This window comes from Corynebacterium aquilae DSM 44791, assembly GCF_001941445.1.
Lineage (GTDB): Bacteria > Actinomycetota > Actinomycetes > Mycobacteriales > Mycobacteriaceae > Corynebacterium > Corynebacterium aquilae.
In genome coordinates, this window is the sequence record NZ_CP009245.1 from 2,354,273 (window position 1) to 2,370,651 (window position 16,379).

The following is a 16,379-nucleotide window of genomic DNA, read 5'->3' on the forward strand; positions in this document are numbered from 1 at the left end:
CTTGGGGGTTCGCTTAGCTGGTGGCGCCTGTGGCGTCGACGGTGATGCCGAGGGCTTCTTCTGCCTTGCGGCGGCCGCGGTAGCTGCCGAGGGCGTAGCCGACCACACCGGCGCCGAGGCCAGCTTGCAGTGCGAACAGTCCGGATTCGACTTCGCCGGGCAGTTCGCCGATGAGCGGGTTGAACCAGGGTTCGTAGTCGGGGTTTTCTTCCTCGACGATGGTTTCGGCGCCGTCGTCGGTGCCGGTGAATTGTTCTTCAGCGTCCTTGTCGCCGAGGTTGAAGAACATGGGGAAGGCGGCGATGCCGAAGGCCAGGGCGATCAGGCCGACGGTCAAGCCTTTGTTGGTCTTTGGGGTGCTGTTGCTGCTCATGGATTTTCCTTTTTTGTGTGGGGGTGCTGTTGGCGGTGAAGATGTTTAGGCCGCGACCGGGGTTGCGGTCGGGGTGGTGGGAATTTCACTGCGCTTGAGCACGCCAAGGTCGAGCAGTTCGCGGGTGGCGATCACACGCAGGCTCTGGAAGATGAGCACGGTCACGATGGACTCGATGATGGCCAGCGGCACCTGGGTGGGTGCGTAGAGCATGAGGAAGTTGAAAAAGGCGGTGGCGTAGCCGCTGCCGTGGTGGGCCAGGGAGAGTTCGAAGGCTGCCACGACATAGGTGGACAGGTCAGCGAAGAAGGCCGCGAAGAACACACCCCAGCTCAAGCTGAGGCCGGCTTTGCGTGCCAGCACCCAGGCGCCGTAGCCGACCCAGGGGCCGACGATGGCCATGGAGAAGATGTTCGCGCCGAGGGTGGTGATGCCACCGTGGGCCAGCAGCAGTGCCTGGAAGAGCAGCACGATGGAACCCATGAAGGCCATCACTGGGGGTTTGAACAGCACGGCACCCATGCCGGTGCCAGTGGGGTGGGAGCACGATCCGGTGATGGAGGGGATTTTCAGGGCGGACAGCACGAAGCTAAACGCGCCGGCGGCTCCGAGGAGCATGCCCGCATCGGGGTGCTCTTTGAGCTGTTTTTTGACGGAGTATGCGCCATGAATGACGAAGGGTGCGGCGACGACGCCCCAACCAATGGCTTGCTCGACGGGAAGGAAACCCTCGGCAATGTGCATGATGAACTTCTTTCGTGAACGTGGCCCGACACCTCGTGGGCCTGAAATGGATGTCACAACTTCTTAAGCGTTGCAGCCGGTCTCCTGGCTTACCCGCGATACCGCACCACCGCAGTGGACCGCGAAACCTTGTCGCGGTCGGGTGGTGGCACAAGTCCTTCCCACGTCGGTGCCTGCGTGAGGGGTCGTGGTGGAATTCTGCATGGCGCGCACCGCCAATTGACGCCTTATTGAAAAAGCGGCGGTGTGCACGCGGGTTCACAGTGGCGAGGGCCGCTGCCGAATTTTCATCGGCATTCCCGAGCACTGCAACGGGCACAAATTTACGCCCCCAACCTGCAATAACATAAAAGAAAAGCAATGTGGGGGTAGCCGAAATCAAGCTTTTTCGGGGACTGTTTTCCCGTCACTCGGCAGCCAGGTTTTGTCATTGGCGCTCAATTTTGCTGCATATTTCCGCATTCCATTATCTGCGCACACATGCAGGTTTTCATTTAGTGGGAGACCAATACTCCGGGACACCTCCCCCCTTTAGTGACCGGACACACCTTGGGTCCACCTTCGGCTGTTTATTCACATCCACTACGCAAGCTTTAGGACTTCGAACGCTCTTTTACCGCGCCCACCTGCACAGATCCCACATTTATAGACCGCTCTGTCTGATTGCCTGTCTATTTTTTGGGTGTATAGTGAGCATCATTGCAGCGCCCAACATCCCACCCGCAAGCGGGCGCACCACCAATCCCAGGAGCAAGTGACAATGTCCAACATCAAAAACAACATCACCGAAACCATCGGCAACACCCCCCTGGTGCGCCTCAACCGACTCACCGAGGGCCTCGACGCCGAAATCCTCGTCAAGCTCGAATTCTTCAACCCCGCCAACAGCGTCAAAGATCGCATCGGCCGCGCCATCCTCGACGCCGCCGAAGAAGACGGCTCCCTGACCCCCGGCGGCACGATCGTTGAGGCCACCTCCGGCAACACCGGCATCGCGCTGGCCATGGTCGGCGCCGCACGCGGCTACAACGTCGTCCTCACCATGCCAGAAACCATGTCCATGGAACGCCGCATCATGCTGCGCGCCTACGGCGCTGAAATCGTGCTCACCCCCGGCGCCGCCGGCATGCAGGGCGCCGTGGATAAGGCCAACGAAATCGTCGCGGAGCGCCCCGGCGCCATCCTCGCCCGCCAGTTCGCCAACCCCGCCAACCCCGCCACCCACCGCGCCACCACCGCCGAAGAAATCTGGCGCGACACCGACGGCAACGTCGACATCTTCGTCGCAGGCTTCGGCACCGGCGGCACCGTCACCGGCGTCGGCGAGGTCCTCAAGGAGCGCAAAGACACCGTCCAAATCTTCGCCGTCGAACCCGCCGACTCCGCCCTTTTGACCACCGGCAAGGCCGGCCCCCACAAGATCCAGGGCATCGGCGCCAACTTCATCCCCGACGTCCTCAACCGTCGCGTCCTCGACGACGTGCTGACCATCGGTAACGAAGAAGCCATCAACGCCTCCCGCGAACTCGCAGCCAAGGAAGGCATCCTCGGCGGCATCTCCACCGGCGCAAACATCGCCGCCGCCCTCAAACTCGCCGCCAAGGAAGAAAACAAAGGCAAGACCATCGTCACCGTCGCCTGCGACTACGGCGAGCGCTACGTCTCCACCCCGCTGTTCGAAGACATCCGCCAAGAGTTCTAACTCCTAGCACCCCACTCACACCGCCCCCGCGCCAGCTGCCCGGGGGCGGTGCACCTTATTAACCACCGCAACGCACCCAACCACAAACAAACCACCACCCCACCACGCTGATAGAGTAGGCAGCCATGAAGCGCCTCATTGCGATGATCCGGGAAGACCTCCACAACGCCCGCGAACACGACCCCGCCGCCCGCGGCGACGTCGAAAACGCCATCGTCTACTCCGGCCTACACGCCATCTGGGCATACCGCATCGCCCACGCCCTATGGGTGCGCGGCTTCAAAACCCCCGCACGCATCCTCTCCCAAGCCACCCGATTCTTCACCGGCATCGAAATCCACCCCGGCGCCACCATCGGGCGACGCTTCTTCATCGACCACGGCATGGGAATCGTCATCGGCGAAACCACCGAAATCGGCGACGGCGTCATGCTGTACCACGGCGTCACCCTCGGCGGTCAGGTACTCACCCAAACCAAACGCCACCCCACCCTCCACGACAACGTCACCGTCGGCGCCGGCGCGAAGGTCCTTGGCCCCATCACCATCGGCTGCGGCAGCGCCATTGGCGCCAACGCCGTCGTCACCAAAGATGTGCCCGACAACCACATCGCCATCGGCATTCCCGCCAAAAACCGACCCCGCAAAGAAAACGAGTGCCTCAAACTCGTCGACCCCGACCGCTACGTTGCCGGAACCTTCGAAATCTAACCCAACGGATGCACAAAGTCCCTGCCACCTGGTTCTCAACTCAGATGGCAGGGACTTTTTTCATGGTCTTACTCCGCGAGCTGCTCCGCATACTCGGGGTTCTTAGCGATGAAGTGCTCCACAGCAGAGCACGTCGCCTTCACCTTGACACCAGCATCACGGGAATCATCCAGGGCCGCCTTAATCAGCGGGGAGGACAGGCCCTGACCGCGATACTCATCAAGAACCACAGTGTGGTTAAAGTCGCGAACCCCATCCGAGCCCTCCGCATAGTCGGCATAGCCGGCGAGATTACCCTTCACCATGAGTGCAAAACGGCCATTATCCGGCTCGTGAACGATCTCAGCATGCTCAAGCATGAAAACTCCTTCTTTACAGCGTGCTCAAAGCCCGCGAACGCGGGCCCCACGCCGCCACACACCCACACAAGGCGCTGTGACGCGCGTGACAGCCCAGTGTAGGCAAAGATGCACAATCCCGCAGAAAACGCACCACACGCCCCCACACGGCCCCACAACGCCGCCTCATACATGTCTCGCAACCACGGCCCCCAGAAAAAATCACGTGGCACGCGAAAAGCCCCACACTTTCGTGTGGGGCTTTAACTGTGGCCAGAGCCGGGATCGAACCGGCGACCTTTCACTTTTCAGGCGAACGCTCTACCGACTGAGCTATCTGGCCATATCCCAAAACTATACCAGTTAAGGAATGGCGACCCTGACGGGACTCGAACCCGCGACCTCCGCCGTGACAGGGCGGCGCGCTAACCAACTGCGCCACAGGGCCGTGACACTCGCACCAAGCAGTGAAAATATTTCATTGCCTTGCGCTGTGCACGAGGAAGTACTTTACCCAGGAAGTGCAATATGACACAAATCAGCAGCATGTAACCCTTTTTCGCATACTCCCCCACCCACCACACCACCAGCAAACCTCCGCAAGCGGGCCCCACAAGGAAAGCCACCACCAAACATCAACGCACCTGCCCTATAGAACTAAAAGCCTGGCGACCTCATAGAAATCGCCAGGCAACACGACTTCGGGACTCACGAACTCGCCAAAGTTAAAACAGCCACCGAAGCACTAACCGACAGCAACCCCACTGGAGCTCCTGCCGAATACGACACCGGTATCGACACCGGCTACACCCGCTCTATAGGAATCCGAAAAGGCAAACCCCGCTAAAACCGGACACACTTTTTGTCCTATATCCACGACACGCCGTACAGACACACATTTTGTCGCATAACCCCCACCCCACGCGAGGTTCACATAAACCCGCAAACAGCAAAAAGCGCCAGTAGATTTTCTCTACTGGCGCTGCCTGCGACCCTGACGGGACTCGAACCCGCGACCTCCGCCGTGACAGGGCGGCGCGCTAACCAACTGCGCCACAGGGCCACTGGCCTTATGAAAATAAAGCCTTGTACTCCCAACGGGATTCGAACCCGTGTCGCTGCCGTGAAAGGGCAGTGTCCTAGGCCCCTAGACGATGGGAGCGTGTCATAAAGAAGCGGTGTAGCACCTGCTGCTTTGCGACTTCGTTCATAGTACACGACATGAGCGAAAGACCAAAAAACGCCGGTTGAAGCGCATTTTTCAACCAACAAAGCACCATAAAAAACGTATGCGATCAAAGATGAAGCCGACACGATGAGAAAACACCCCTCACCATCCCCGTCACAGCACCCCAGACAGTTACGGCCTAGCGCCCTGACCCCGCACCCGGACGCCCTATTGGGGCCTATAGGACAAAAAGTGTGTCCGCTGGTGCAACGACGGTTTGAAACCGCCCGGGCAAGGAAAAGACAAAGCTCCCTTTCACCGAAGTGAAAGGGAGCTTGTTTGGTGGGCCCTGTGGGGCTCGAACCCACGACCTGCGGATTAAAAGTCCGTAGCTCTACCAACTGAGCTAAAGGCCCACGGAACAATCGCAACTAGTGCGTAGTCCGCTGTATATCGTAACCGGTTTTTTCGGCCACATCAAAACGGAACACGCCGATAAGTTTTTTGGAGCCGCCACCAGGCCACCCCAACGGGCCTGTAACCGGGTCTCAACGCACCGACGCCCCTTCCACAAGGGTAAGGGGCGTCGTGGTTCTAGGAAGCGCGAGAAGGCACTTCCTGGGGTCCTAAAGGTTTAGGACAGCTTCATGGAGCCGGTCTCCTTGAAGCGCTGGTGGAAGGACAGAGCCTCATCCAGCAGGTGCGGGGTCTGCATGGTCTTGTTGGCCTTGGCCTCAGCCAGTGCACGGTCGTAGTAGTCCTGCAGCATCGGACGGTAGTCCGGGTGAGCCAGGGCGATCATCTTTTCGACCTTCTGGCGCGGTGCCAGGCCACGGAGATCCGCGTAGCCGTACTCGGTGATGATGACCTTGACGTCCTGCTCGGTGTGGTCAACGTGGGAGACCATCGGCACGATGGCGGAGATGGCGCCACCCTTAGCGTCGGAGGGGGTGATGAAGGAGCTGACCAGGCCGTTACGGGTGAAGTCAGCGGAGCCACCGACACCGTTCATCATGCGGGAGCCAACCACGTTGGTGGAGTTGACGTTGCCGTAGATGTCGGCCTCGATCAGACCGTTGGTGCAAATAAGGCCGAGTCGACGGACGACCTCGGGGTGGTTGGAGACCTGCTGGGGGCGCAGGATGATGGTCTCGCGGTACTTGGAGGCCTCCTTGTTCATACGCTCTGCGTACTCCGGGGACAGGGAGAAGGAGGTTGCGGAAGCAACGGTCATCTTGCCTGCGTCGATGAGGTCGACCATGCCGTCCTGGATGACCTCGGTGTAGGCCTTGATGTTCTCGAACTTGGAGTCGAGCAGGCCGCTCATCACAGCGTTGGGCACGTTACCGACACCGGACTGCATGATGTAGCCGTCGTAGGTCAGGCGACCTGCACGAACCTCGCCCTCCAGGAAGTCGAGGAAGTGGCCGGCGATCTGCTTGGACTGATCGTCGATCGGCTTGAACGGTGCGTTGCGGTCGGGGGCGTCGGTCTCGACGACTGCGACAACCTTGTCAAGGTCGATGTCGATGTAGGTGTTACCGATGCGCTGGCCCGGCTCGGTGATCGGGATGGGCTGACGGTTGGGCAGCGGGGCGATGCGGTAGATATCCGCCATGCCCTCGAGCTCCTCGGACTGCCAGGAGTTGACCTCGATGATGATCTTCTCGGCGGCGTCGAGGTATTCGACGTTGTTACCGACGGACGAGGAAGGAACGATGTGGCCTTCCTCGGTGATGCGGACGGCCTCAACGATGGCGACGTTCATCTGGCCGAAGAAGCCCTGCTGCACGTACATACCGGACTCGGAGAGGTGGTAGTCCATGTAATAGCTGGTGCCGTCGTTGATCTTGCTGCGCAGGATCGGGTCGGACTGGTAGGGGGTGCGGAAGTGAATGGCGTCAGCCTCAGCGAGGACACCATCGCAGTCCGGCGCGGTGGAGGCGCCGGTGAACAGGTCGATCATGTACTCATCGCCGCGGGCGTGTGCTTCCTTGGCACGCTCTGCGATGGCGGTCGGCAGTGCCTTGGGGTAGCCGGCACCGGTGAAGCCGGAGATACCGACCTTGTCGCCGTGGTTGACGAACTGAGCGGCTTCTGCAGCCGTCATGACCTTGTTGCGGAGCTGTGCGTTAGCGATCCGATCAGACATGTATTCCTCCTGGGAAGGCCCCCACGCACACAGTGTGCAGTGCGGGAGGGCTTGATTCTTTACTAAAGATGGTCCTCGCGAGTGCGGGGCATGGCGTACAAACGTTGCAACGTTGGCAGCGCTGACACCACAGTGTGACCCACCATACGCGATTCGCGCTGTAGTTACTGTGACCACATTAATAGATGTGGGGCCTTGTTGCCCCTGCTTTTTGGCAGTTTTCTCCCCAATTCACCCCCAGCAGCACCCCCAACCAGCACCTTTGTTAAAAGCTGGCGTCGTTCGCTGCTAGCGAACCTGCTTTCTTCGCTTCTGTCATGCCCCCGCAGCTGTTAAGACGCCCCCTGATTAACCTCGCCCCAAGGTGGCTCCAGTTCGGGGCGAGGGGGTTTGCTGCGCTGACGTTTTTCTCTTGCTGGTTGGATTAATGGAAGAATTCGGCTCATGTCAGTGCAAATTGGTTCCCTTTCTTTGTCTTCACCGGTGGTGCTAGCCCCCATGGCGGGCGTCACCAACGTGGCCTTTCGCACCCTGTGTCGCGAACTCGAACGCGAAGCTTTCGGCAGCGTTGCCGGCTTGTATGTGTGCGAAATGATTACTGCGCGCGCTTTGTGCGAGCGCAATGAGAAGACAATGCACATGACGACATTTGCTCCCGACGAGCAGCCGCGCTCCTTGCAGCTGTACACCACGGATCCACACTGGACGTATGAGGCAGCCAAAATGATTGTCGAGGAGGATCTGGCGGACCATATCGACATGAACTTTGGCTGTCCGGTTCCGAAGGTGACGCGTCGTGGTGGCGGCTCTGCCCTGCCCTATAAGCGTCGACTGTTTGGAAATATCGTGGCGGCCGCTGTGAAGGCCACCGAGGGCACTGACATCCCCGTGACCGTGAAGTTCCGCGTCGGCATCGACGATGAGCACCACACCCACCTGGATGCGGGCCGCATTGCCGTGGAGGAGGGCGCCGCCGCGGTGGCACTGCACGCGCGCACGGCCGCGCAGCGCTATTCCGGGGAGGCCGACTGGTCGGAGATTGCACGGTTGAAGGAGCACCTGGCTCATACCGGCATCCCGGTTTTAGGCAACGGCGATATTTTCGCGGCAGCTGATGCGTCCCGCATGATGGCGGAGACCGGTTGCGATGGCGTGGTGATCGGGCGGGGTTGTTTGGGCCGCCCGTGGTTGTTTGCTTCCCTGGCGGCGGAGCTGTCCGGGAAGCCCTTGCCCCCGGAGCCGACCTTGGGAGAGGTCACCCGCATCATTAGCCGCCACGCCGAGCTGCTCGTCGAGCACGACGGTGAGGAAAAGGGCTGCCGTGATTTGCGTAAGCATATGGGCTGGTACCTTCGCGGATTCCCGGTGGGGGGCGATGTTCGTCGTGCGTTGGCGACGGTGAAAACGTTGGATGAGTTGGCTCGTATCCTTGATCCTTTGCGCGATTCTGATGCGCTGGCCGACGATGCCGAAGGCCCACGTGGCCGTCAGGGCTCCCCCTCCAAGGTGGTTTTGCCGGAAGGGTGGTTGGACGACCCGGAGGATGTCACTGTTCCCGAGGGCGCGGACATCATGCATTCCGGCGGATAAACACCACCCCCGCCTTCACCCCCTTTGGCAATGGTTTTCATCCCAACTACTACAATCTGGGGTTATGCGCGATGCTTACGCCCAATCCCTTGCAGAATTTTCAGATAACGTGTGTTCTCTCGCGGACATTGTCTCCGAGACGATGGAGCATGCCACCTCCGCCCTGTGCCGCGCCGATAGGTTTCGCGCGGATAAAGCACTGGATTTAAAGAAGCAGGAAGTTGCCTTGCGGGAGTCCTGCGAGGAGCGCGCGGTGAAGCTTTTAGCGACGGAAAGTCCCGTCGCCCGCGATCTGCGCCAGGTGGTGTCCTCCATTTATATCGTGGAGGATCTCGCGCACATGGCCGCTTTGGCCCGCCACATTGCTCAAATTGCCGCGCGGCGTTCCCCGAAGCCTGCGGTTCCGGAACGGCTTGTCCCCTATTTCACCGAGATGGGCAAAGTGGCGTCCTCGTTGACCCGCACCATGCGCATGGTGCTGGCAAATCCCGACCCTGAGCTGGCATCTCAGCTGATGGATGAGGATGACGCGATCGACGAGCTGCACGCCTATTTGATGACCAAGTTGACCGATGAGGTGTGGCCGCACAGCACGGTTGAGGCTGTTGATGTGGCGTTGGCGAGCCGGTTTTTTGAGCGTTTTGCCGACCATGCGGTCAGCGTTGGTACGCGGATTGTGTATTTGGCGACTGGCTTGCACCACAAGGATTATCTCGCCCGGCGGGAGCGTGAGATGGAGGAAGCTTCCCAGTTCCATGACGAGATTCTGGCGTTGGAGGAACGTTTCCGGAATCAGTTCTCCTAGCGTTAGCACAGTTTCACTGGCCGTCTTCCCTTTCGAGGGAGGCGGCCAGTTTTTATTGGCTTAGCCCATGGAGAAACCCCCGAGGGAAGCTCCCTTTTGGGTGACTTCATTCGGGGGTTATAGCGGGCACTAATCGGACATTAAATAGTGCTTTGCTGTTGTTTTTGGTGCCCGGCGTGCGGGGTTTTAGCCGAAGCGGCCGGAGATGTAGTCTTCGGTTTCCTGGCGGTTCGGGTTGGAGAAGATGACCTCAGTGTCGTCGACCTCGACCAGGTTGCCGGGCTTGCCGGTGGCTTCCAGGGAGAAGAAGGCGGTGCGGTCGGACACACGTGCTGCTTGCTGCATGTTGTGGGTCACGATGACGATGGTGTAGTCCTCTTTGAGTTCGGCAATGAGGTCTTCGATGGCCAGGGTGGAGATGGGGTCCAGCGCGGAGCAGGGCTCGTCCATGAGGAGAACTTCGGGCTGGACGGCGATGGCGCGGGCGATGCACAGGCGCTGCTGCTGTCCACCGGACAGGCCGCCGCCCGGCTTGTCGAGGCGGTCTTTAACTTCTTCCCACAGGTTGGCGCCACGCAGGGCGCGTTCGGCGGTTTCTTTCAGGCGGGCCTTGTCCTTGACGCCTGCCAGCTTGAGCCCGGCGACGACGTTTTCTTCGATGGACATGGTCGGGAAGGGGTTGGGCTTCTGGAACACCATGCCGATGGTGCTGCGCACTGCCACCGGGTCGACGCCGGCGCCGTAGATGTCTTGCCCGTCGAGGGTGATGCGCCCTTCGACGCGGGCGCCGGGGGTGACTTCGTGCATGCGGTTGAGGCTGCGCAGCACGGTGGATTTACCGCAGCCGGAGGGGCCGATGAAGGCGGTGACGGCGTTGCGGGGGATGTCGAGGTTGATGTCGCGCACGGCGTGGAAGTCGCCGTAGTAGATGTTGACGTCTTCGAGTTTCAGCGCCAGGTTGCTGGGAGCCATCAGGCTTGCAGTCATGGTGGTCTTTTCTCCTTTGTGGGGTGCCAGTGGGTGGCGTTGGGTGGGTTGAGGTGGGGTGGGTTTTAGCGCTGGCCGGTGGCGAAGCGGGCGGCGATGATGCGGGCGCCGATGTTGAGGACCGCGATGAGCAGCACCAGGGTGAGGGCGGCGCCCCACATCTTGGCGATGACTGCGTCGGCGGAGCCTGCCTTGTACATGTCGAGCATCATCAGGGGCAGGGAGGACTGCGGGTTGTGGAAGGGGTTGTAGTTGATGGCTTGGGTGGAGCCGACCAGGATGAGCACCGGTGCGGATTCGCCCATGACGCGGGCGATGGCGAGCATGATGCCGGTGATGATGCCGGATCCGGCGGTGGGGATCACGATCTTGACGATGGTGAGCCATTTCGGGGTGCCGAGTGCGTAGGAGGCTTCACGCAGGTCTGCGGGGACGATGCGCAGCATTTCCTCGGTGGTGCGAATGATGACGGGCAGCATCAGCAGCACCAGCGACAGTGACACGGCGATACCGGAGCGTTCGAAACCGAACAGGACGATCCAGACGGAGTAGATGAACAGTGCAGCAACGATGGAGGGCACCCCGGAGAGGATGTCGACCATGAAGGTGGTGATGCGGCCGAGTCGGTTATTGCCGGCGTATTCGACGAGGTAGACGGCAACGAGGATGCCGATGGGGACAGATACCAGGGCGGTGATGCCGACCTGGATGAAGGTTCCGACCATGGCGTGGGCGGCGCCGCCGCCGGGCTTGCTCAGCAGCACGCCTTTTTGGCTGTAGGACCACCAGCTGGAGTTGCCGATGGCGTGGGCGCCGTGGGTGATCAGGTCGGTGAGCAACCACACCAGCGGGATGAGCGCGAGGCCCAGGGTGGCGGTGATGATGACGGTTGCCATGTTGTTGGTGAGTTTGCGGCGCGTTGAGGGCTGTTGGAAGGTGACGCCGGCGCTGACATTGTTGGGCGCGGGGCTAATACTCGTGGTCAAGGCGTGTCCTTTGTGCGTGGGTCGGTCGTACAGATTCGGGTGGTGTGGGGCGACCACACCGGTGGAGATCCCTTGGTGGGGTGGGGGTCTTGGTGAGTCTGTGGCTTATTTGGTCTTTCCTGCGCGGGTCACGATGCCGCGGGCGGCGGCGTTGACGGCGAAGGTGACGATGAACAGCACGAGACCTGCGGCGATGTAGGCGCCTGCTTTGAGGTTGTCGTTGAATTCGGGGGCGGCGTTGGCGATGGCGGTGGCGAAGGTGGTGCCGCCGTCGAACAGGGAGGCGCGGAAGGCGCTGGAGGGGCTGACCACGAGGTAGAGGGCCATGGTTTCGCCGAGTGCGCGGCCGAGGCCGAGCATGGAGCCGGAGACGAAGCCGGTGCGTCCGAAGGGCCACACGGTGAGTTTGACGACTTCGAAGCGGGTGGCGCCGAGGGCGAGGGCGGACTCGATGTGCCCCTTGGGGGTTTGGGCGAAGACTTCGCGGGCGGTGGCGGCGATGATGGGGAGGATCATGATGGCGAGCACGATGCCACCGGTGAAGATGTTGCGGCTGGTGGCGAATGCCGGGGAGTTGGCGTAGTGCTCAAACAGGAAGATGTTTCCTGCGTGCTTGTTGATCCAGTCGAAGAAGGGGCCGAGGGCGGGGCCGAGCACCATTGCGCCCCAGAGGCCGTACACGATGGAGGGCACGGCGGCGAGGATGTCGACGAGCCAGCCGAGGATGCCTTTGAGACGGGCTGGGGCGTAGACGGTGAGGTAGATGGAAATCCCGAGGGCGACGGGCATCGCGATGAGCAGGGCGAGGGTCGCGATGCTCATGGTGACCAGGAAGAGGTTGGCGATGCCGAAGGTCATGGCCTGCGGGTTGCTGGTGTTCCAGTCGCCGCGGTAGGTCAGAAAGCCCCACAGCCCACCGGTGTTGTTGTTCAGGGCGGGCACGGCACGCCAGACGAGGAACAGGCCGATGGCGGCGATCAGCGCGGTGATGGCGATGGAGCTCGAGCGAGCTGCGCCGAGGAACAGGCGGTCTCCCAGGTGGGGGGAGCCGTGCAGGTCCACCGAGCGTCGTTTCGGTGCGGCGGTGTCTGCGCCGGCGGGGGCGGGCGTGGTGTTGGTGGTCACCGCAGAGTCGCTAGTGAGGATATCGCTGGACACGATAGGTGTGGCCTTCCACGTAGAGGGGGCTGAACTGGTTGTTTAGTGCGAGGGGCGTTGTTCGCCGTACTTCACGGGAAAGCGGGTGTGGCGAACACGGGGCGGGCTTCCCGGTGTGTGGGGAAGCCCGCGAGGGGTTGTGATTAGTTGATGGCTTCGACAGCTGCGGCGAGCTTGTCTTTGTACTCACCGGACACCGGGATGTAGCCGGCTTCCTCGAGGTCGCTGTTCTGGGACTCCAGGGCCACGGTCAGGAAGTCCTTGACCTGGTTTTTGGTGTTCTCGTCGTAGCCTGCGGAGCAGACGATCTCGTAGGTGGTCAGCACCAGCGGGTAGGCACCCTTGGTCTTCATCTCGAACAGCTTGGTGGAGTCGACCACCATGTTGTGGCCCTCGGTCTTGAAGGTCAGGTTGTTCAGCGCCACGCCCACGCTTTCGGGGTTGAGCTCAACGGGGCCCTCACCGAAGTCGATGTCAGCGATGTTCAGGCCCGCCTCGGTGGCGAAGCCGGCCTCCACGTAGGTGATGGCACCGTCGATGCTTTGCACCTGGCCGACGACACCGGTGGAGCCGTTAGCGCCAGCACCGGTGGCAGAGGGGAAAGCCTTGCCAGTGGTGTCCCAGAATCCGCCGGTGGCGGCCTTGAGGAACTTCTGGAAGTTGTCGGAGGTACCGGACTCTTCGGAGCGGTAGATGACGCTGATCGGCTTATCGGGCAGGTTGTCGTTCATAGCTGCCAGGGCCGGGTCGTTCCAGTTGGTGATTTCGCCCTTGAAGATCTTGGCGATGAGCTCCGGGGTCAGGGTGACCTTGTCGACGCCGTCCAGCTTGTAGGCGACACCGACGGGACCGATGACCATGGGCAGGTGCCACGCCTCGTTGCCACCACAGCGCTTGGCGGCCGCCTCGATCTGCTCGTCTTTGAGCGGGGAGTCGGAGCCACCGAAAGCAACCTGGCCGGCGATGAACTGCTTCTGACCCGCGCCGGAACCGGAGGGGGTGTAGGAGAAGGACGCGCCGTCGACTGCGTTGGAGTAGGCGTTGCCGAAAATGTCCATCGCCTTCTGCTGGCTCGATGCGCCCTCAGCGACGAGGGTGCCGGTGGCCTTGGAGAGCTTCTCCTGGGCTGCGTCGGACACGGTGTTGTTCTCGGCGTCGCTCGGCCCATCGGAGCATGCTGCGAGCCCGAAGACGACCGCGCCGGCACCGGTCAGTGCGGCGAGGGTGCGGGCTGCGCGGGCATAACGGCGGTGGGTGTGAACAGTCATTGCTGGTCCTCTCAGCGAAGAAAAATGTTGCTTTCGGGGGTGCGAAATGCAGGAGTTGAATTCTTTTGAAGCGCCGCCCCACGAGCTGATCAGAGCGTGACGGAGCGGCTAAAGGACACAGTAATTGCGTTTATAGAAAAGGCCAGAAGTTTTAGGTAAACACTTGGTTAACCTCCTAGTAACTGGAGAACAACTACATCTTTGACCTGCGCAGTTAATTAGTTTAATGGGCATTTACCCATTTTTTTAGGTGACATTTTAAAGCATTTTCCTACCCCCGCATTGGGTAAAAAATTGCCCATAATTGGAAAGTTCCCATTATAAAATTGCCCCATATCCCCGCCTCCCCCACCATCGCCCAAAGCCCACCAATAAATACATCCCAGCCCACCCCCTCAACTACCCCCAATAAGCCGTTCAACGCAACCCCGCCCACACACATCGGAAAACCCCACAAATAGACCTCACGCTGCACAAACCCACCCCACCACACCCCCAAATACACACCACCCCCGCCAGCCCACCGCCACCCCACGGCAGCCAGCCAACACCCCCGACACCACCAGCACTACACCGCGTACACCACGTGGCGCTCAATCACCCCAAAACCCATCCTCTCGTAGGTCGCCACCGCCGCCTCATTATCGGCCTCCACATACAAAATCACCTCAGCCGCCCCCCTACCGAACAAGTGCTTCACCCCCACCGCCACCAGCGGGGAGCCCAAACCCCGCCCCTGATAATCCCGATGCAACCCCACCACATACACCTCACCACGAACCACACTGCCCTGCCCGGAAGGAACCGACCCATGCCACTTCGTGTAATGGAAACCAACCAGCCTGCCAGCCTGCTCATCCACCAACAACAACACCCCCTGCGGATCAAACCACTGCGCAGCCATCGACCGCCGCAGCTGGGCCTCATCCCACCCGCCCTGCTCCGGATGCCAATCAAACGCATCATTATTCACCCGCAGCCACTGCTCATGCACCCAATCCTGACCAAAGCGCTGCACCGCACCCGGATAATCCATCCACACCAAATCCCCCGCAACCGGCCGCGCCGCCAACTCATCAACCGCTAAACGCGCCTCCTGATTCTCAATCCGCATCACCAACAACTCACGCTGCACCGACCAACCATGCGACCACGCAAAACCCTGCGCCGCCGGCACATTTCCATGCGCCCACACCCCCTCCACCACGCCCGCTGACCGCATCGCATCCACCAACGCATCCCCCACCCCGCGCCGCCGAAAACGCGGATCCACCACCATCTCCCCCATCCGATCCGGCAACACCACAGCCACCCCACACACCCGGCCCGGCTCACCCGCAAGGGTCGCGATAAAACACCGCGCCCCCTCAGCACCATCGGCAACCCCCTCCCGCACCGCGCGCACATACGCCTCCGACAACGGCTCCACCCGATCCACCCGGAAAGCCTCATCGATCACCGACTGCACCTGGCCTGCCACATCCCCCTCCACAGGCAACTGCACAGAAACCACATCAAACATCAACACAAACACATCCTTAAAAAGCAGTCTTATTACTTAGGCTGAAATCTACCTGCTTAAATAAGAACCGTGTTGCGCCTAACTATTCCCCGCCCCGCCATCGCCCTCGCCGCCACCTGCGCAGTCCTCGGCGCAAGCGCCTGGGCAATCGACACCGGCGCCGCCATCACCGCCGAACACGCCGCCAGCGAAGCAATCCGCGCCGCCGAACCCGCCGGCGCCCAATCCGTCACCCCCCGCGTCTCCTTCGCCGCCCCCTCCTTCCTGCTGTCCGCACGCAAAGGCAAACTCGCCCACATCGAAGTACGCCTCATCGACGTGCCCACCGAAACCTTCGGCCCCATCACCGTCACCACCTCCGGGCACCAAATCACCGGCAGCAGCGCAGACATCCGCGCCGGACACCTCGACGGACTCGACGCCCACGACGTCACCCGCTCCGCCTCCCTCGACGCCGCCGCCGTCGGAAAAATCCTCGACATGGACGACATCGACATCTCCAACCCCGACGACGTCTCCCCCTCAGCCGCCGCCCGCGCCCACGTCAGGCTCTCCGGAACCCCCGCCGGCTGCAGCAGCCCAGCCACCATCATCGCCGACCTCCGCGTCACCGCCCAAACCATCCACATCACCCCCACCACCGTCGAAACCCACCCCACCTGCAGCGCCTTCAACGGCAACGACGACACCGCCGTGAAGGAAAAATTCACCTGGTCAGCCCCCGGCTCAACCCTGCCCATCGTCGGCAACATCGTCTCCTTCCTCGTCCGCGGCGGATCCCTCTTCCTCGAATCCCAAAACCCCCACCCAACCCACCTCAACCCCCAACTATTCACCGTCGAATAAACCCCGCACCCCACCCAGCCACACAACCCC

14 protein-coding genes, 5 tRNA genes and 1 riboswitch are annotated in these 16,379 nt (G+C 61.2%); of the genes, 5 read left to right on the plus strand and 14 right to left on the minus strand.

The genetic code is table 11. The features are described from left to right. Positions 1–13: 13 nt before the first annotated feature. Complete coding sequence (locus CAQU_RS09975; protein WP_075727370.1) at positions 14–373, minus strand: energy-coupling factor ABC transporter substrate-binding protein; 360 nt, start codon at positions 371–373, stop codon at positions 14–16. A gap of 45 nt (positions 374–418) precedes the next feature. Continuing rightward, positions 419–1,117 carry an energy-coupling factor ABC transporter permease gene (locus CAQU_RS09980; RefSeq protein ID WP_075727372.1) on the minus strand — a complete coding sequence of 233 codons (699 nt, stop codon included), beginning with the start codon at positions 1,115–1,117 and terminating at the stop codon, positions 419–421. A 57-nt stretch (positions 1,118–1,174) separates the two neighbouring features. Continuing rightward, positions 1,175–1,443, minus strand: a riboswitch (cobalamin riboswitch). Between the two features lie 434 nt (positions 1,444–1,877). Between CAQU_RS09980 and cysK the strand changes: the two genes are divergently transcribed. Further along, the gene (gene cysK / locus CAQU_RS09985) at positions 1,878–2,819 is read left to right on the plus strand and encodes a cysteine synthase A (RefSeq protein ID WP_075727374.1); all 942 of its coding nucleotides are present in this window, start codon (positions 1,878–1,880) and stop codon (positions 2,817–2,819) included. 125 nt (positions 2,820–2,944) lie between these two features. Next, positions 2,945–3,529, plus strand: coding sequence for a serine O-acetyltransferase EpsC (gene epsC, locus CAQU_RS09990; protein WP_075727376.1), 585 nt, complete (start codon positions 2,945–2,947; stop codon positions 3,527–3,529). A gap of 68 nt (positions 3,530–3,597) precedes the next feature. Here epsC and CAQU_RS09995 read toward each other — a convergent pair whose 3' ends face one another. The 7 genes from CAQU_RS09995 to scpC form a co-directional block, all read right to left on the minus strand. Next, positions 3,598–3,888, minus strand: a complete 291-nt coding sequence (locus CAQU_RS09995) for a GNAT family N-acetyltransferase (RefSeq protein ID WP_075727378.1) — start codon at positions 3,886–3,888, stop codon at positions 3,598–3,600. Between the two features lie 249 nt (positions 3,889–4,137). After that, positions 4,138–4,210 (minus strand) — tRNA-Phe (locus tag CAQU_RS10000). Positions 4,211–4,238: 28 nt separating this feature from the next. Further along, a tRNA-Asp gene (locus CAQU_RS10005) sits at positions 4,239–4,315 on the minus strand. A 541-nt stretch (positions 4,316–4,856) separates the two neighbouring features. After that, positions 4,857–4,930 (minus strand) — tRNA-Asp (locus CAQU_RS10010). A 26-nt stretch (positions 4,931–4,956) separates the two neighbouring features. Then, a tRNA-Glu gene (locus CAQU_RS10015) sits at positions 4,957–5,029 on the minus strand. A gap of 346 nt (positions 5,030–5,375) precedes the next feature. After that, positions 5,376–5,451: transfer RNA gene (locus CAQU_RS10020), tRNA-Lys, on the minus strand. A 218-nt stretch (positions 5,452–5,669) separates the two neighbouring features. Further along, positions 5,670–7,187, minus strand: coding sequence for a succinyl-CoA:acetate CoA-transferase ScpC (gene scpC, locus CAQU_RS10025; protein ID WP_075727380.1), 1,518 nt, complete (start codon positions 7,185–7,187; stop codon positions 5,670–5,672). 444 nt (positions 7,188–7,631) lie between these two features. On the opposite strand from scpC, the gene dusB reads away from it, so the two are divergent. After that, positions 7,632–8,777, plus strand: a complete 1,146-nt coding sequence (gene dusB, locus CAQU_RS10030; protein ID WP_075727382.1) for a tRNA dihydrouridine synthase DusB — start codon at positions 7,632–7,634, stop codon at positions 8,775–8,777. 64 nt (positions 8,778–8,841) lie between these two features. Continuing rightward, entirely contained in the window at positions 8,842–9,582 is a 741-nt protein-coding gene (locus CAQU_RS10035) for a phosphate signaling complex PhoU family protein (protein ID WP_075727384.1), read from the plus strand. A 186-nt stretch (positions 9,583–9,768) separates the two neighbouring features. On the opposite strand, the gene pstB is transcribed toward CAQU_RS10035, so the two are convergent. The 5 genes from pstB to mshD form a co-directional block, all read right to left on the minus strand. After that, entirely contained in the window at positions 9,769–10,554 is a 786-nt protein-coding gene (pstB, locus tag CAQU_RS10040) for a phosphate ABC transporter ATP-binding protein PstB (RefSeq protein WP_075728676.1), read from the minus strand. 80 nt (positions 10,555–10,634) lie between these two features. After that, on the minus strand, positions 10,635–11,465 hold the full coding sequence (pstA, locus tag CAQU_RS10045; RefSeq protein ID WP_084563249.1) for a phosphate ABC transporter permease PstA: 831 nt from the start codon (positions 11,463–11,465) through the stop codon (positions 10,635–10,637). A gap of 195 nt (positions 11,466–11,660) precedes the next feature. Continuing rightward, positions 11,661–12,713, minus strand: coding sequence for a phosphate ABC transporter permease subunit PstC (gene pstC / locus CAQU_RS10050; protein ID WP_425429695.1), 1,053 nt, complete (start codon positions 12,711–12,713; stop codon positions 11,661–11,663). Between the two features lie 143 nt (positions 12,714–12,856). Beyond that, positions 12,857–13,981 (minus strand): phosphate ABC transporter substrate-binding protein PstS, encoded by a 1,125-nt coding sequence (gene pstS, locus CAQU_RS10055; protein WP_075727388.1) that lies wholly within the window; start codon positions 13,979–13,981, stop codon positions 12,857–12,859. A 568-nt stretch (positions 13,982–14,549) separates the two neighbouring features. After that, positions 14,550–15,503 carry a mycothiol synthase gene (mshD, locus tag CAQU_RS10065; RefSeq protein ID WP_075728680.1) on the minus strand — a complete coding sequence of 318 codons (954 nt, stop codon included), beginning with the start codon at positions 15,501–15,503 and terminating at the stop codon, positions 14,550–14,552. 69 nt (positions 15,504–15,572) lie between these two features. On the opposite strand from mshD, the gene CAQU_RS10070 reads away from it, so the two are divergent. Continuing rightward, positions 15,573–16,349: an LmeA family phospholipid-binding protein gene (locus CAQU_RS10070; protein ID WP_075727392.1), complete on the plus strand. Its 777-nt coding sequence runs from the start codon at positions 15,573–15,575 to the stop codon at positions 16,347–16,349. Positions 16,350–16,379: the final 30 nt, after the last annotated feature.

What these genes read in the sequence shown, in the direction of transcription:
- CAQU_RS09975 (WP_075727370.1), bottom strand. Translation starts at nt 373, where the DNA reads ATGAGCAGCAACAGCACCCCAAAGACCAACAAAGGCTTGACCGTCGGC.
- CAQU_RS09980 (WP_075727372.1), bottom strand. Translation starts at nt 1,117, where the DNA reads ATGCACATTGCCGAGGGTTTCCTTCCCGTCGAGCAAGCCATTGGTTGG.
- cysK (WP_075727374.1), top strand. Translation starts at nt 1,878, where the DNA reads ATGTCCAACATCAAAAACAACATCACCGAAACCATCGGCAACACCCCC.
- epsC (WP_075727376.1), top strand. Translation starts at nt 2,945, where the DNA reads ATGAAGCGCCTCATTGCGATGATCCGGGAAGACCTCCACAACGCCCGC.
- CAQU_RS09995 (WP_075727378.1), bottom strand. Translation starts at nt 3,888, where the DNA reads ATGCTTGAGCATGCTGAGATCGTTCACGAGCCGGATAATGGCCGTTTT.
- scpC (WP_075727380.1), bottom strand. Translation starts at nt 7,187, where the DNA reads ATGTCTGATCGGATCGCTAACGCACAGCTCCGCAACAAGGTCATGACG.
- dusB (WP_075727382.1), top strand. Translation starts at nt 7,632, where the DNA reads ATGTCAGTGCAAATTGGTTCCCTTTCTTTGTCTTCACCGGTGGTGCTA.
- CAQU_RS10035 (WP_075727384.1), top strand. Translation starts at nt 8,842, where the DNA reads ATGCGCGATGCTTACGCCCAATCCCTTGCAGAATTTTCAGATAACGTG.
- pstB (WP_075728676.1), bottom strand. Translation starts at nt 10,554, where the DNA reads ATGGCTCCCAGCAACCTGGCGCTGAAACTCGAAGACGTCAACATCTAC.
- pstA (WP_084563249.1), bottom strand. Translation starts at nt 11,465, where the DNA reads ATGGCAACCGTCATCATCACCGCCACCCTGGGCCTCGCGCTCATCCCG.
- pstS (WP_075727388.1), bottom strand. Translation starts at nt 13,981, where the DNA reads ATGACTGTTCACACCCACCGCCGTTATGCCCGCGCAGCCCGCACCCTC.
- mshD (WP_075728680.1), bottom strand. Translation starts at nt 15,503, where the DNA reads ATGTTTGATGTGGTTTCTGTGCAGTTGCCTGTGGAGGGGGATGTGGCA.